The organism is Nitratireductor aquibiodomus NL21 = JCM 21793, assembly GCF_000615975.1.
Taxonomy (GTDB): Bacteria; Pseudomonadota; Alphaproteobacteria; order Rhizobiales; family Rhizobiaceae; genus Nitratireductor; species Nitratireductor aquibiodomus.
On the sequence record NZ_BAMP01000053.1, the window covers coordinates 13,331 to 27,807 of the forward strand.

The 14,477-nt window shown below is 62.8% G+C and carries 7 protein-coding genes, 1 tRNA gene and 4 pseudogenes; 7 read left to right on the top strand and 5 right to left on the bottom strand.

Annotated elements, in window-relative coordinates:
- Positions 1-1,407: a mannose-1-phosphate guanylyltransferase/mannose-6-phosphate isomerase gene (locus JCM21793_RS14580; protein WP_025030840.1), complete on the bottom strand. Its 1,407-nt coding sequence runs from the start codon at positions 1,405-1,407 to the stop codon at positions 1-3.
- 342 nt (positions 1,408-1,749) lie between these two features.
- On the opposite strand from JCM21793_RS14580, the gene JCM21793_RS14585 reads away from it, so the two are divergent.
- Positions 1,750-2,850, top strand: coding sequence for a DUF2793 domain-containing protein (locus JCM21793_RS14585; protein WP_025030841.1), 1,101 nt, complete (start codon positions 1,750-1,752; stop codon positions 2,848-2,850).
- A 97-nt stretch (positions 2,851-2,947) separates the two neighbouring features.
- Positions 2,948-3,022, top strand: a tRNA-Gln gene (locus tag JCM21793_RS14590).
- 105 nt (positions 3,023-3,127) lie between these two features.
- Here JCM21793_RS14590 and JCM21793_RS14595 read toward each other — a convergent pair.
- Entirely contained in the window at positions 3,128-4,489 is a 1,362-nt protein-coding gene (locus JCM21793_RS14595) for a phosphohexomutase domain-containing protein (RefSeq protein ID WP_025030842.1), read from the bottom strand.
- Between the two features lie 296 nt (positions 4,490-4,785).
- On the opposite strand from JCM21793_RS14595, the gene JCM21793_RS31000 reads away from it, so the two are divergent.
- From JCM21793_RS31000 to cysQ, 5 genes and pseudogenes are all read left to right on the top strand, one after another.
- A complete protein-coding gene (locus JCM21793_RS31000) occupies positions 4,786-5,169 on the top strand; it encodes an aminotransferase class I/II-fold pyridoxal phosphate-dependent enzyme (protein ID WP_280113527.1) in 384 nt (127 codons plus the stop codon).
- 11 nt (positions 5,170-5,180) lie between these two features.
- Positions 5,181-5,902, top strand: a pseudogene (locus tag JCM21793_RS31005) (DegT/DnrJ/EryC1/StrS family aminotransferase).
- A gap of 116 nt (positions 5,903-6,018) precedes the next feature.
- Positions 6,019-7,038 (top strand): sulfate adenylyltransferase subunit CysD, encoded by a 1,020-nt coding sequence (cysD, locus tag JCM21793_RS14605; protein ID WP_370671652.1) that lies wholly within the window; start codon positions 6,019-6,021, stop codon positions 7,036-7,038.
- 1 nt (position 7,039) lies between these two features.
- Positions 7,040-8,958, top strand: a pseudogene (gene cysN, locus JCM21793_RS26160) (sulfate adenylyltransferase subunit CysN).
- A 45-nt stretch (positions 8,959-9,003) separates the two neighbouring features.
- Positions 9,004-9,804, top strand: a complete 801-nt coding sequence (cysQ, locus tag JCM21793_RS14615; protein ID WP_025030844.1) for a 3'(2'),5'-bisphosphate nucleotidase CysQ — start codon at positions 9,004-9,006, stop codon at positions 9,802-9,804.
- On the opposite strand, the gene JCM21793_RS14620 is transcribed toward cysQ, so the two are convergent.
- The 3 genes and pseudogenes from JCM21793_RS14620 to JCM21793_RS29505 all read right to left on the bottom strand — a co-directional run.
- The gene (locus JCM21793_RS14620) at positions 9,805-10,734 is read right to left on the bottom strand and encodes a carbohydrate kinase family protein (RefSeq protein ID WP_025030845.1); all 930 of its coding nucleotides are present in this window, start codon (positions 10,732-10,734) and stop codon (positions 9,805-9,807) included.
- A 79-nt stretch (positions 10,735-10,813) separates the two neighbouring features.
- A pseudogene (locus tag JCM21793_RS31525) lies at positions 10,814-14,127 on the bottom strand (error-prone DNA polymerase).
- A pseudogene (locus JCM21793_RS29505) lies at positions 14,124-14,477 on the bottom strand (Y-family DNA polymerase); the annotation flags it as partial. The pseudogenes JCM21793_RS31525 and JCM21793_RS29505, both read right to left, overlap by 4 nt.

Here is a 14,477-nt window from a genome sequence, read left to right on the forward strand (position 1 = left end):
TCAAACGCGGCCGTATCGGTCCTCCAGTCGAATGATGTCGTCCTCGCCAAGATACGATCCCGACTGCACCTCAATCAGTTCCAGCGGGATCTTGCCGGGGTTTTCAAGCGCGTGGATCTCGCCCAGCGGGATATAGGTCGACTGGTTCTCGGTCAGCGTGATTGTTTCTTCACCCTTCAGGACCCGCGCGGTGCCGCGCACGACCACCCAGTGTTCGGAACGATGGTGATGCTTCTGCACGGAGAGTTTTGCGCCGGGCTTCACCGTGATGCGCTTGACCTGATAGCGGTTGCCGCAATCGATGGAATCGTAGTCGCCCCATGGGCGGTAAACCCGGCGGTGGTCCATGTGTTCGGTGCGCTTGGCCGACCTGAGCTGCGTGACGATCTCTTTGACGTTCTGCACCGCGTCGCGGCTGGCGACGAGGACCGCGTCCGCCGTCTCGACCACGACCAGCTCCTCCACGCCGACAATGGCGACGAGGCGCTTCTGGGCGGAGACGATGGAGTTTTTCGAGGCAACCTGCAACACGTCGCCTGTCAGCGCGTTTCCGTCGGCATCCTTGTCCTGCGCTTCCCATATGGCCGACCATGACCCGATGTCGTTCCAGCCCGCATCGAGCGGTACGACGGCAGCCCGGTCGGTCTTCTCCATCACGGCATAGTCGATGGAGTCGGACGGACAGGCTTCAAAGGCCGCGCGTTCGGGCCGCAGGAAATAGGCGTCGCTTTCAACGCCCGCCATCGCCGCCCTGCACGCATCCAGTATTGCCGGGGCATGCGTCTGCATGGCGTCCAGATACACGCTGGCGCGAAACACGAACATGCCGCTGTTCCAGTCGTATCCGCCATCCTTGAGATAGGATTTTGCGGTGGCCAGATCTGGTTTCTCCTCGAAACCGGAAACCTCAAACCCCGTCTCGCCGATCTTTTCGCCACGGCGAATATAGCCGAAGCCGGTCTCTGGACCGGTCGGCACGATGCCGAAAGTCACCAGCCGGCCTTCCTGTGCCAGTGTCTTTGCCTCTTTGACACCCCTGTGGAAGGCGGGCACATCCGGGATCAGATGGTCGGCAGGCATTACGAGAAGTAGCGGGTCAGCTCCATGTGCCATCGCCTGCAATGCGGCAAGCGTGATCGCCGGTGCCGTGTTGCGGCCCACCGGTTCGAGCAGAATCGGGGCATTCTCAATGCCTGCCTGTCGAAGCTGCTCGGCGGCCAGAAAACGGTGTTCTTCATTGCAGACGGTAAGCGGGGGAGCACAGTCGAGGCCGTCGAGACGCCCGATCGTCTGCTGCAGCATTGTCGTGTCGCCAACCAGCGCGCAGAACTGTTTGGGATAGTGCTCGCGCGAAACCGGCCACAGCCGCGTTCCCATTCCGCCCGCCATGATCACCGGTACCAACATGAGCCTACCCCGCCATCATCGTCCAAAATGCGTTGTCTTGACCGTGAACGCGGCGAAACACTTTTCAGCGTTTCAGAATGCCTTCACGAAGAGTGCCCCGAGATTAGATTGGAAACGTTGACACGGGGTGTAGGCAATAGGTCCATCCGTGGATTTGGTGCGTCCATGGGGAGAGGGGGCTACCCCGACAGGCTCTTTTTCCCCGCCGCAACCCGTGAAAGCAGCCAAAAGGGCGGGCGTGCTGCGCCCTTTGCCGGGGGGAAGGCCGGAACGGGCACGCACGCGTTTATCCCCGTAGGCGCAACTGCCCGTAGACTTGTGCCTTCACAAGGAACGGCCGACATGGAACAGACTGCAAAGCTCAAACTGCCCTATATCATGCCCTCGCAGGCGCAAAAGCACGTGACCCACAACGAAGCGATCCGGTTGCTCGACGCGCTGGTGCACCTTGCCGTGCGCGACCGTGACCTCGCGGCACCGCCGGTCACTCCAGACGATGGCGACTGTTACATTGTCGGCCTCTCGGCGAGCGGTGAATGGACCGGCTGGGAAGGTGCGATCGCCTATTTCGTCGACGGCGCATGGGAAAAGCTTGCGCCGGTTACGGGCTGGCGCGCCTGGATCGTGGACGAGGCATGCCTTGCGGTGTTCGATGGGGCGGGCTGGCAGCCGATTGACGACGTGCCGGAAAGCGGGGCCGAAATCCAGAACGCGGCCCTGTTCGGGCTTGGAACCAGCGCCGATGCGGCAAACCCGTTTTCCGTAAAACTCGACAGGGCGCTCTGGACGGCGCGCTATGTAGCCGAAGGAGGAACAGGGAGCCTGTTCTGCACGATGAACAAGGAGGCGCCTGCCGGCGATGTCGGCCTCTTGCTGCAGAGCGGGTTTGTCACCAGGGCGACGATGGGGCTTTTCGGATCGGATGACTGGCGGCTTGCGGTCTCTGCAGACGGTTCCGCCTTCAACGATGCGATTCGCGCGGACGAGAACTCCGGCCGTATCACGCTGCCGTCAAACCCCAAATTTCTGGGCTTCATCAACTACGACCAGTATGTCGCTGCCGACACCTGGCAGACTGTGGCCATCAACAACACGCTGGCGAACAGCCAGATGGCCTTCGACACGGGGACGAACCGTTTTACCGCGCCGGCGGACGGGCTCTATCGGTTCGGAGCGGCCATCGGCTGGAAGCAGAACGGCGCGAACGTGCCGACGGCGGTGAAGGCGAAGCTGGTGCTGAATGGTGCGAGCGACCTCTGCGCGCCTCTGGTGAAGGGCGATGTGGCCAGTCTCGCGGTCGACGGGTCGGAGACGGCGCTGCACCTTCACGTGATGGCGAACCTCACAGCGGGCGACACGGTGGAGCTTGCACAGTTCTTCGGCGGTCTTGATGGCTATGTGCCGGCGACGGTCACGCGGTTCTGGGGAGAGTGGATGGCCTGACACGTGCGGGAATGGGAAGCGCGTGCTCCACAGAAAGGCACAAAACGCCTGCTTGTCGTGGGGCGGCGCTTCTGCTATCCACCGCTTCGCTCGGTCTTGGGGCGTCGCCAAGTGGTAAGGCAACGGTTTTTGGTACCGTCATTCGCAGGTTCGAATCCTGCCGCCCCAGCCAGCCTCCGCTAAAGCTACGGCTGGGCAAACCGATTGAGATATCACCCAAAAGGAAAGCCCGCCGGGTGAGCAGCGGGCTTCGGCCGGATTTGCACGGTGCGTACGATCAACCAGCCCCCTCGATCATCCCCCGCAGTTCGTCCACCTTCGCCTGCAACAGCGCCTTGTCGCCGCGGGTTTCCACGTTGAGGCGGAGCAGGGGTTCGGTGTTGGAGGCGCGCAGGTTGAAGCGCCAGTCGTCGAACACCATGCCGAGGCCGTCCTGATTCTCGATCTGAGGATTCTTTGGCATGTAGTGGTCGGAAATGCGTTTTTGCACCTCGGCTGCGTCCGAAACGGTGAAGTTGATCTCGCCCGAGCAGGGATAGGCGGCAATGCGCTCTTCCAGGCGCTCGGCAAGCGTGGTGCCGCTGGCCGAAAGTTCCGCAATGACGTTGAGCCATGCAAGCATGCCCGAATCGCAATAGGCGAAATCGCGGAAATAATGGTGCGCGCTCATCTCGCCGCCATAGATGGCGTTTTCCTCGCGCATCATCTTTTTGAAATAGGCATGGCCCGTTCGGCAGGGCTTTGCCACGCCGCCGGCGCTCTCCACCATGTCGATCGTGTTCCAGGTGAGGCGCGGATCATAGAGGATCGTGCTGCCGGGATGTTTGCCGAGCAGCGTCTGCGCGATCATGCCGACCAGATAGTAGCCTTCCACGAAACGGCCCTTGTGATCGTACAGGAAGCAGCGATCGAAATCGCCGTCCCAGGCGATGGCGAGATCCGCGCCGTGCTCAATCACCGCCCTGCTGGCCTTCTCGCGCTTCTCAGGAAGCAGCGGGTTTGGCACGCCATTGGGCAGGCGCGGGTCGGGCTCGTGGTCGATCTTGATGAAAGTGAAGGGCAGGTGCTTTTCCAGAAGGTCGATGATCGGGCCCGCACAGCCATTGCCGGCATGGCAGACGATCTTCATCGGTTTCAGGTCCTGACCGGCCACTTCGTTGAGAAGGCGTTCGATATAGGCGTCGCGGTCGCAAAGATCGTGCAGGGCGCCGCGCGCGGCATAATCGGCAACCGGCTTAAGCACTGCATCGGAACGCATGATCTCTTCGATTGCGTTGAAAGCATTGTCCGGCGTGGCGGCGGACGCGCCTTTCAGCACCATCTTGATGCCGTTGTAATCGGGCGGGTTGTGGCTGGCGGTCACCATGAGGCCGGCATCCGCGCCGCTGGCGGCGGTGTGGAAATAGACCTCTTCCGTGCCGCAGCGGCCAACGGGGCGCACATCGACGCCGCTGTCGAGAAGGCCCTGGGTGAGCGCTTCGGCCAGCGCCGGGCTGTCCATGCGCATGTCGTGGCCGACAACGACGGTGCCGGGATTGAGGCTTTGCTTGAGCGCCTGCGAAAAGCGATAGGCGAAGGGAACATTGATTTCTGCGGGGATACGGCCGCGAACGTCATACGCTTTAAAGGGGGCGCCCATACTTTCCTTCCTGAATAGTCTCGAAGATGAACAATGCTCTGTCATCGTTTAGCATTGCAATGATTGATTGAAGTTTTGTTAGAGTCGGGTGATCGCACACAGAGACAGAATTGCGGCGACAAATGCGCACGCTACGCAAATACACAAGAGCTGAAACGGTTGCATGCGGGCTTGTTCACCTCGTGTAACAGCTGGCGCATCAGTTTGAAGAGGCCCTTTGGTTGCAGAGCGCACGAGAGGGCCCTATTCAACGGACGGGGCTAACGCGGAATCACCCGCAACCGATTGGGCAATAAATGCAATTTATCGATCTCGGCGCTCAGCGTGAGCGCATCAAGGACAGGCTCGCAGCTGCAATCGACACGGTCGTGGCTGAGGGGCGTTATATTTTAGGGCCGCAGGTTGGCGCTTTCGAAGAACAACTAGCAGCCTATGTCGGCACCAAGCACGTGATTGCCTGCGCCAATGGCACCGACGCCCTGCTCATGCCGCTGATGGCCTATGGCGTCGGACCGGGCGACGCAGTGTTCTGCCCGAGCTTCACCTTTGCGGCGACGGCCGAAGTCGTGGCGCTCGCGGGTGCAGAGCCGGTCTTCGTGGAAATCGATGCCGACACCTACAATATGGACCCCAGGAGCCTGACGGCTGCCATCGACCACATCAAGCGGAAGGCCGGCTGACGCCGAAGGCGGTGATCCCGGTCGATCTCTTCGGTCTGGCTGCCGACTACGGAGCCATCGAACGCATTGCCGCGCGCGAGGGGCTGCGCATCATCGAGGACGCGGCCCAGTCCATCGGCGGCACGCTCAACAACAAGCGCTGTGGCGCATTCGGCCATGTGGCGTCGACGAGCTTCTACCCGGCAAAGCCGCTGGGCTGTTATGGCGATGGCGGTGCGATGTTCACCGATGACGACGAGCTGGCCGATGTGCTGCGCTCCATCGCCTTCCACGGCAAGGGCGAAAGCAATATGACAATGTGCGCGTGGGCCTGAATTCGCGCCTCGACACGATCCAGGCCGCGATCCTGATCGAGAAGCTGGCCATCCTCGAAGACGAGATGGAAGCGCGCCAGAAGGTTGCCGCACGCTATGCCGAAGGCCTTGGCGATGTGGTGAAGGTGGCAGTGACGCCGAAGGGGCATCGCTCGGCCTGGGCACAATATGCCATCGAGACCGAAAAGCGCGATCTGGTGCGCAAGCGCCTTGGCGAGGCGGGCATTCCCTCGGTTGTCTATTACGAAAAGCCACTGCACCTGCAGAAGGCCTATGAGATGCATGCGAAAGCGCCGGGTGGGCTTGCCGTGTCGGAGAGCCTGCCGCACCGCATCCTGTGCCTGCCGATGCACCCCTATCTGGCCGAGAGCGACCAGGACCGCGTGATCGAGACCATTCGCAGCGCTGTCGCCGAATAGGCAAAAAAGCGGCCTCGGAAACCTCTAAAAGGCTCGTGAAAACGGGCCTTTTTCGCATTCTGAAATGCCTTTTCCCCTTTGCCGGAAACAACGCAAAATGTGCCTCGCAAACCGGGGTGAGGTTGGACGTGCGCGCCTTGAGAGGGCCGAAAACCGCATGGTACCTCAAAGGCATGATCCGGAAGCCGCGAAGGCTCCGGCCGCAGCGACAAAGACGCGAAGGCGAAGACATGCCGGCAGCCCTTACCCATCTCGACAGGCTGGAAGCCGAGGCGATCCACATCTTCCGCGAAGTAGCGGCGACCTTTTCAAAGCCGGTAATGCTCTACTCTGTCGGCAAGGACTCGTCCGTGCTGATGCATCTGGCGATGAAGGCGTTCTATCCCGCCAAGCCGCCCTTTCCCTTCCTGCATGTGGACACCACCTGGAAATTTCGCGAGATGATCGCGTTTCGCGACCGGATGGCGCGCGAGAAGGGTTTTGAGCTTCTGGTGCATGTGAACGAGGAGGGCGTGCGCGACGGCATCAACCCGTTCGACCATGGCTCCAACACCCACACCCATGTGATGAAGACGGTGGCGCTGCGCCAGGCGCTCGACAAATACGGGTTTGACGCCGCCTTTGGCGGTGCGCGGCGCGACGAAGAGAAAAGCCGCGCCAAGGAACGCATCTTCTCCTTCCGCTCCGCAGGCCATGGCTGGGACCCCAAGAACCAGCGCCCGGAAATGTGGAAGATCTACAACACGCGCGTGGCGCAGGGGGAATCGATCCGCGTTTTCCCGCTCTCCAACTGGACTGAGCAGGACATCTGGCAATACATCCTGCAGGAAGAAATTCCCATCGTCCCGCTCTACTTCGCCGCACGGCGGCCTGTGGTGGACCGGGGTGGAATGACCATCATGGTCGATGACGACCGGATGCGCCTTCAGCCGGGCGAGAAGGTGGAGGAGCGCCTGGTGCGCTTCCGCACACTTGGCTGCTACCCGCTGACGGGCGCGATCCCGTCGATCGCCACCACGCTCGAGGAAATCGTCGGCGAGATGCTGACGGCCCGCACGTCTGAACGGCAGGGGCGTCTGATCGACCGCGATGAGGCGGGCTCCATGGAAAAGAAGAAGCGCGAGGGGTATTTCTGATATGTTGACCGCCAACACAGCGCTTCTGCGTGAAGAAGACGATGTTCTTGTCGATATTCGCGACTATGTGGCCAGGCAGGAGAACAAGGGTCTTCTGCGCTTCCTGACCTGCGGGTCGGTGGATGACGGCAAATCGACGCTGATCGGGCGTTTGCTGTTCGATACCAAGCTGATCTTCGAGGATCAGCTGGCAGCGCTTGAAAACGATTCCCGCAAGCACGGCACGGCCGGCGACGAGATCGATTTCGCGCTTTTGGTCGACGGGCTGGAGGCCGAGCGCGAGCAGGGCATCACCATCGATGTGGCCTATCGTTTTTTCTCCACGCCGCGCCGCAAATTCATCGTTGCCGACACGCCGGGCCATGAGCAGTACACGCGCAACATGGCGACGGGCGCATCCACGGCGGATGTGGCCATCGTGCTGGTGGACGCGCGGCAGGGCATCCTGCCGCAGACGCGCCGGCACTCGATGATCGCCTCGCTTCTGGGCATCCGCCACATCGTGCTTGCGGTGAACAAGATAGACCTTGTCGGTTTCGACGAGGCGGTGTTCGAGCGCATCGCGGCGGAGTATCGCGCATTCGCCGAGGAACTGGGCTTCGAGACAATCCAGCCGATCCCCTTGTCGGCCCGCTATGGCGACAATGTCATCCGCTCGTCGGGCAAGACTCCCTGGTATGAGGGGCCGTCGCTTCTGGAGCATCTGGAAACGGTGGACATCGAAGCCGAGGCGGAGGCAAAGCCGTTCCGCTTTCCGGTGCAATATGTCTCGCGGCCAAACCTTGATTTCCGCGGATTTTCCGGCACGGTTGCTTCGGGGCGGATCGGCGTCGGCGAACGGGTGTCGGTCGCCAAATCCGGCAAGCAGACGCGCATCCGCCGCATCGTCACGCAGGATGGCGATCTGGAGGTCGCATCCGAAGGGCAGGCGGTGACGCTTCTGCTCGACGACGAGGTGGAGCTTTCGCGCGGCAACATGCTGGTGACGCCTCAGGCGCGACCGCATGTGGCGGACCAGTTTTCCGCCACGCTGGTGTGGTTCGATGAAAAACCGCTTCTGCCGGGGCGCTCCTACATTCTGCGCACCGAGACGGATGAGGTCTCGGCCACGGTGAGCCAGCTGAAGCATCGCCGCAACATCAACAATTTCGCCGAGGAAGCGGCAACCAGCTCGATCTGAACGAGGTGGGGCTGTGCAATTTCTCGCTTCAGGCGCCGATTGCCTTTGATGCTTTCAGCGACAACCGCACCACGGGCGCTTTCATCCTGATCGACCGGCTGACCAATGCGACGGTCGGGGCGGGCATGATCCAGCGGCCATTGCGGCGCGCGGCCAACATCCACTGGCAGGCGCTCGACGTGACGCGCCAGTCGCGCGCGGAGCTGAAGCACCAGAAGCCGGCGGTGCTGTGGTTCACGGGGCTTTCCGGCTCCGGCAAATCCACCATCGCCAGCCTGCTGGAAAAGAAGCTGCACGCGGCCGGGCGCCACACCTATGTTCTGGATGGCGACAACATTCGCCACGGGCTGAACCGGGATCTGGGCTTTACCGACGAGGACCGTGTGGAAAACATCCGCCGCGTGGCCGAAACGGCGAAGCTGATGGCCGATGCCGGGCTGATCGTGCTCGTCTCGTTCATCTCGCCCTTCAGGGCCGAGCGGCGCATGGCGCGCGAGCTGATGAACGAAGGCGAATTCGTGGAGGTTTTCGTGGACACGCCCTTCGAGGAATGCGCAAGGCGCGACCCGAAGGGGCTTTACGCCAAGGCGCTCAATGGCGAGATCCAGAACTTTACAGGTGTCGATTCCCCCTATGAGACGCCGGAAAGGGCTGATATCCACATCGAGACGACGGCCCGCGCGCCGGAAGAGCTGGTCGACGAGGTCGAGGCCTGGCTCAAGGAACGCGGCTATTGCTGATCTGCGGCTGTTGCCGATGACTTGAGTGGAAAGACTGACTGGCCCATGGGTATGATGAAGGACGACGCAGCGCTTCTGGCGCTGTTTGAGGAACTGGCGCTGGCGGCGGGTGCCGCAATCATGCAGCACTATGAAGCGGGTTTCGAGGTGGAGCAAAAGGCCGACGACACGCCTGTGACCGCGGCCGACCGCGCAGCGGAGAAGGTGATCCTCGACGGTTTCAGGAATGTGGGGCTGGGAACGCCGTGCGTCTCGGAGGAGGCTGCGTCCGGCGGCGTCATTCCGGCCTGCGGCGACGGCAATTTTCTTCTGGTCGATCCGCTCGACGGCACGCGCGAATTCATCGCGCGGCGTCCCGATTTCACCGTCAATATCGGCTTGATCCGCAATGGCGAGCCGGTGGCGGGTGTTGTCTATGCGCCGGCACGCGATCTACTTTATTCAGCGCGGCCGGGTGCCGCGTTTGAAATTCCGGTGGTGGCCGGAAAGCCGCAGGAGCGGCGGGCGATAAGGGCGCGACCGCGCCGGACACCGCCCGCCATTCTTGCCAGCCGCTCGCACTGCACCGACGAAACGCGCGCCTTCATCGCCCGTTATCCCGATGCCGAGACGGTTTCCATCGGTTCGTCGCTAAAGTTCTGCATGATCGCGCGGGGCGATGCGGACCTCTATCCGCGTTTTGGCCGCACCATGCAGTGGGACACGGCGGCAGGCGATGCGATCCTGCGCGCGGCAGGCGGCATGGCGCGCACGCTCGATGGCGCGCCGCTCACCTACGGACCGAAGGACGGGGAGGGGCTGGAAGCCTTTGTGAGCCCCTCTTTCGTGGCTGAGGGCGCGGGTTGATCAACCCACTGGAAGCTCATTCTTCCATGGCGGATTGGCCCCCGCGCGCGACACGGTGACGGCGGCGGCGCGGGAGGCGAAAGCGATTGCCTTGGAAATCTGCGCCTCGTCGAGCGCCGCGATCTTTTGCTTCGTCAGAAGCCCTGCCGTCTCAAGGGCCGCCAGAAGCGCACCGTTGAATGTGTCTCCGGCCCCGACCGTGTCCACCACCTCGACGGGTGTTGCCGGAACGAACTGCTTTTGCGATTTCGTGTAGGCTGTTGCACCTTTTCCGCCATCGGTGAGGATGACGAGGCTGGGGCCGCGTTCCAGCCAGCGGGTGAGAATTTCGTCAGTGCTGCCTGTCTCTCCGAACCATTCAAGATCGTCGGCTGAAATCTTCACAATGTCGGCGTTCGCCACCATGCGCTCGATGCGCGCGCGGTGGGTGGCCGCATCGGTGATGAAGGCGGGGCGGATGTTCGGATCGAGCATGATGACGCGGCTTTTGGCCTCGCGCGCCATCAGCGCCTCATAGGCCGAGCCGCAGGGTTCCGAAACGAGGCTGATGCCGCCGAAGAGCAAGGCCGAGACATTGTCTGAGACAGCGGGCAGGTCGGTTGGCTCGATCATGCGCCCGGCTGTGCCTTCGTCGTAGAAATCATACTCGGCTTGTCCGTCGGCGAGGGTCACGAAGGCGAGCGTGGTGGGGCGGCTGGAAACCTGCGCCAGGCTCAGATCCACATGGCTTTCCTCGAGTTTCTCCCGCAGCACCCGTCCGAAAAGATCGTCCGATAGGCCGGTAAAGAAGCCGCACGGCACACCAAGGCGCGCAATGGCGATGGCGCTGTTGAAGACCGCGCCGCCCGTATAGGGCGCAAATGCAGCCTCGCCCTGGCCTGTCTGGCGCGGCAGCATGTCGATCAGCGCTTCGCCGCAACAAAGGATCATGAGGTGCCTCCCGTTCGTTTTGCCCATCGGGAGTAGCGGGCTGCGGGCAGCTTGGCAATGCAGGATGCGCGGGGCCTGATCAATGGAAGTTGCGGCCCTTGGGTAGAACGCGCACATCGCGCGGATGACGCCAGAGATTTTGCGCGGTGGCGGCCTTTTCATCCCGCGTCTCGCCACCCTGATCGGACATGGCGGCCATCAGGTCCGGCGTCGTGTCGATGAGACGCCGTGCAACCACGTGGATGACATCGCTTTCCTTCTGCAGAATGCCCTCGACCGTCACCATGCGCGCGCCGAAGACGATGCGGCGGAACCGCTGGAAGACGCGCGGCCAGACGATGACGTTGGCGATGCCGGTCTCGTCTTCCAGCGTCATGAAGATGACGCCGCTGGCGGTGCCCGGGCGCTGGCGCACCAGCACAAGGCCCGACACGCGCACGAAGCGGTCCGCCGGTGTCTCGGCAAGGGTGCGGGTTTTCAGGACGCGGCGCCTGTCCAGCAGACGGCGCACGAAGGAAACGGGATGCGCCTTGAGCGAAAGGCCAAGCGTGCCGTAATCCTCAACCACCTGCTCGCCGGCAAGAAGGTCCGGCAGCGCGACGCTTTCCTCAGCCTGAAGCGGGGTTTCGGTCGCGCTTCCGCTGCTGGCGAAGAGCGGCAGTTCCTCCGCCGCCGCGCGCACGCCCTGATGGCCGCTCAGGCCGCGCACTTCCCAAAGGGCTGCGCGCCGGTCGAGCCCGAGCGAACGGAAGGCGTCTGCCTCGGCCAGCCGGCGCAGCGAAAACATATCGATGCCGGAACGGAAATAGAGATCGCGCACGGAGGCAAAGCCCGCGCCGCGCGTGGCCATGATTTTCAGCGCCGCCGCCTCGCGGATGCCATCCACCTGGCGCAGCCCAAGCCGCAGCGCATGGCGGATCGCACCCGGCCTGGAGGCCGGTTCCAGCATGTGGTCCCAGTCGCTGCGGTTGATGTCGACGGGGCGCGTCTCGCCGCCATGATCGCGGAAATCGCGCACGATGGACGAGGCGGAGTAAAACCCCATGGGCTGCGAATTCAAAAGCGCGCAGGCAAAGACATCCGGATAGTGGCATTTGAGCCAGGAGGAGGCATAGGCAAGCAGCGCGAAACTGGCCGAATGGCTCTCGGGAAAGCCATAATCGCTAAAACCCTTCATCTGGTTGAAACAGCGCTCGGCAAAATCGGGTTCGTAGTTATTGGCGAGCATGCCGTTGATGAAATCCTCGCGGAATTGATCGATCGTGCCGGTGCGGCGGAAGGAAGCCATGGCGCGGCGCAGCCGGTCGGCCTTTTCCGGCGAAAAGCCGGCGGCAACGATGGCGATCTTCATCGCCTGTTCCTGAAAGAGCGGCACGCCAAGCGTCTTCTGAAGCACTGCACGCAATGCCTCGGAGGGATAATCCACATCCTCTTCCTCATTGCGGCGGCGCAGATAGGGATGCACCATGTCGCCCTGAATGGGGCCGGGACGGACAATGGCGATCTCGATGACGAGATCGTAAAAGTTCTTCGGCCGCAGGCGCGGCAGCATGGACATCTGCGCCCGGCTTTCGATCTGGAAAACGCCGATCGTGTCGGCCCGCTGGATCATCGCATAGGTGGGGCCGTCGTCGCGGGGCACGGTGGCGAGCGTGCGCTCTTGGCCATAGTGGTCGCGCAAAAGATCGAAACTCTTGCGTATGCAGGTGAGCATGCCGAGCGAGAGCACATCCACCTTGAGAATGTTGAGCGCATCAAGGTCGTCCTTGTCCCATTCCACCATGGTGCGGTCCTTCATGGCGGCGTTGGCGATGGGCACGATCTCGCTGAGCGGCGAGTGGGTGAGCACGAACCCGCCCACATGCTGCGAGAGGTGGCGGGGAAAACCGATCAACTGGCTGACGAGCACCAGAGTCTGGCGCAGCGCGGATCGGTGGGGTCGAGCCCGGCTTCGCGCACCTGCTCGCGGGCCGGCGTTTTTTCTGAATGGCCCCAGACGAGGCCGGTCATGGCGGCCACCACATCGGGCGAGAGGCCCATGGCCTTGCCGGCCTCGCGCACGGCGCTGCGCGTGCGATAGGAAATGACGGTGGCGGCAAGCCCGGCGCGGTGGCGACCGTATTTGGCGTAGACATATTGCATCACCTCTTCGCGCCGCTCATGCTCGAAATCGACATCGATGTCCGGCGGCTCGCCGCGCTCGGCGGAAATGAAACGCTCGAACAGAAGATCGATCTCGGTGGGATTGACCGAAGTGACGTCAAGGCAATAGCAGACGACCGAATTGGCTGCGGAGCCGCGCCCCTGGCACAGGATGGGCGGCTTCTGCGCGCGAGCGAAGCGCACAATGTCGTGCACGGTGAGGAAATAGGCGGCATAGCCAAGCTGGCCGATGAGCTTCAGCTCATGGGAAATCATGCCCGCGACCTTCGGTGGAACCACGCCGTTGAAACGGTCTTTTGCGCCGAGCCAGGTGAGGCGCTCAAGCTCCTCCTGCGGGGTGGCGCTCTCGCCGCTCGATTCCTTCGGATAGTCGGAGCGCAGCTCATCGAGCGAGAAGCGGCATTCGTCCATGAGCGCTACGGAACGGGCGATGGCGTCTTCATGCCCGCGCAGCAGGCGAGCCATCTCCGCAGGCGCTTTCAGGTGCCGCTCGGCATTGCGCTCCAGCCGGAAACCGGCTTCGTCTATGGTGCAGTGCGCGCGGATGCAGGTGAGGAGATCCTGCAAGGGGCGGCGGGCCGGTATGTGGTAGAGCACGTCATTGGTGGCGATGAGCGGCGTACCGCAGGCGGCGGCGAGCGCGGCAAGGCGGTGCTGGCGCGCGCCGTCATTGGCGCGGCGATGGGGCGTGAGTGCCAGAAACACATCGCCTGGAAAGAGAGCGGCGAGGCGGCGCAGGTTTTCCTCGAAATCGGTGCCGAAATCATAAGCCGGCATGGTGATGAAGCGCTGGTCCGCGCCAAGTTTTTCGAGGTTCTCCAGATGAAGGTGGCATTCGCCTTTCGGCGCGCAGCGGTTGCCATCGGTCAAAAGCTGCGTCAGCCGGCCATAGGCATGCTTGTCGGTCGGGAAGCAGAGCGTCTCGAAACCGTCCCGCATGACCAGCCGGGCGCCGACGACGAGACGGATCTTCCGCGCTCTGGCCTCCACATGCGCGCGCACGACGCCAGCCATCGTGTTGCGGTCGGCGATGCCGATGGCCGCATGGCCAAGCCGGGCGGCTTCTTCAACCAGCTCGCGCGGATGCGACCCACCGCGCAAAAAGCTGTAATTGCTGGTGACGCCAAGCTCGGCAAAGGCCGGTTCCGGCGGCGCCGGGCGCGGTTTTGCAGGCGTGTCGGCCTTTGAGCCGCTGTCGAGAGGGATGGGGTTTGGCGATTGTGCGCTCATGCGAAAACCCCATGGATGAACCAGCGCGGCGTTTCCTCATCGCGTTCATAGAGCCCGTCGCGAAAAAGCCAGAAGCGGCGGCCAGCCTCGTCCTCGATGCGGAAATAATCGCGCGTCTTGCGGCTGGCTCCAAGCGGCGCACGCCACCATTCGGGCGCGATGCGTTCCGGCCCTTCGGCGCGGGTGACCCGGTGGGCCACGCGTCGCCATTCGAACCGGGTGGGCGGGCCATCGGGCACGCCGGCAAGGGTGGTGACCGGTTCCGGCACGGCAAAGAGGAAGAGGGGGCGGGCAAAGGCCGCGCCATCCTGAATGCAGCGGGCATGCGCCTGCCAATCGTGGCCTTGCGC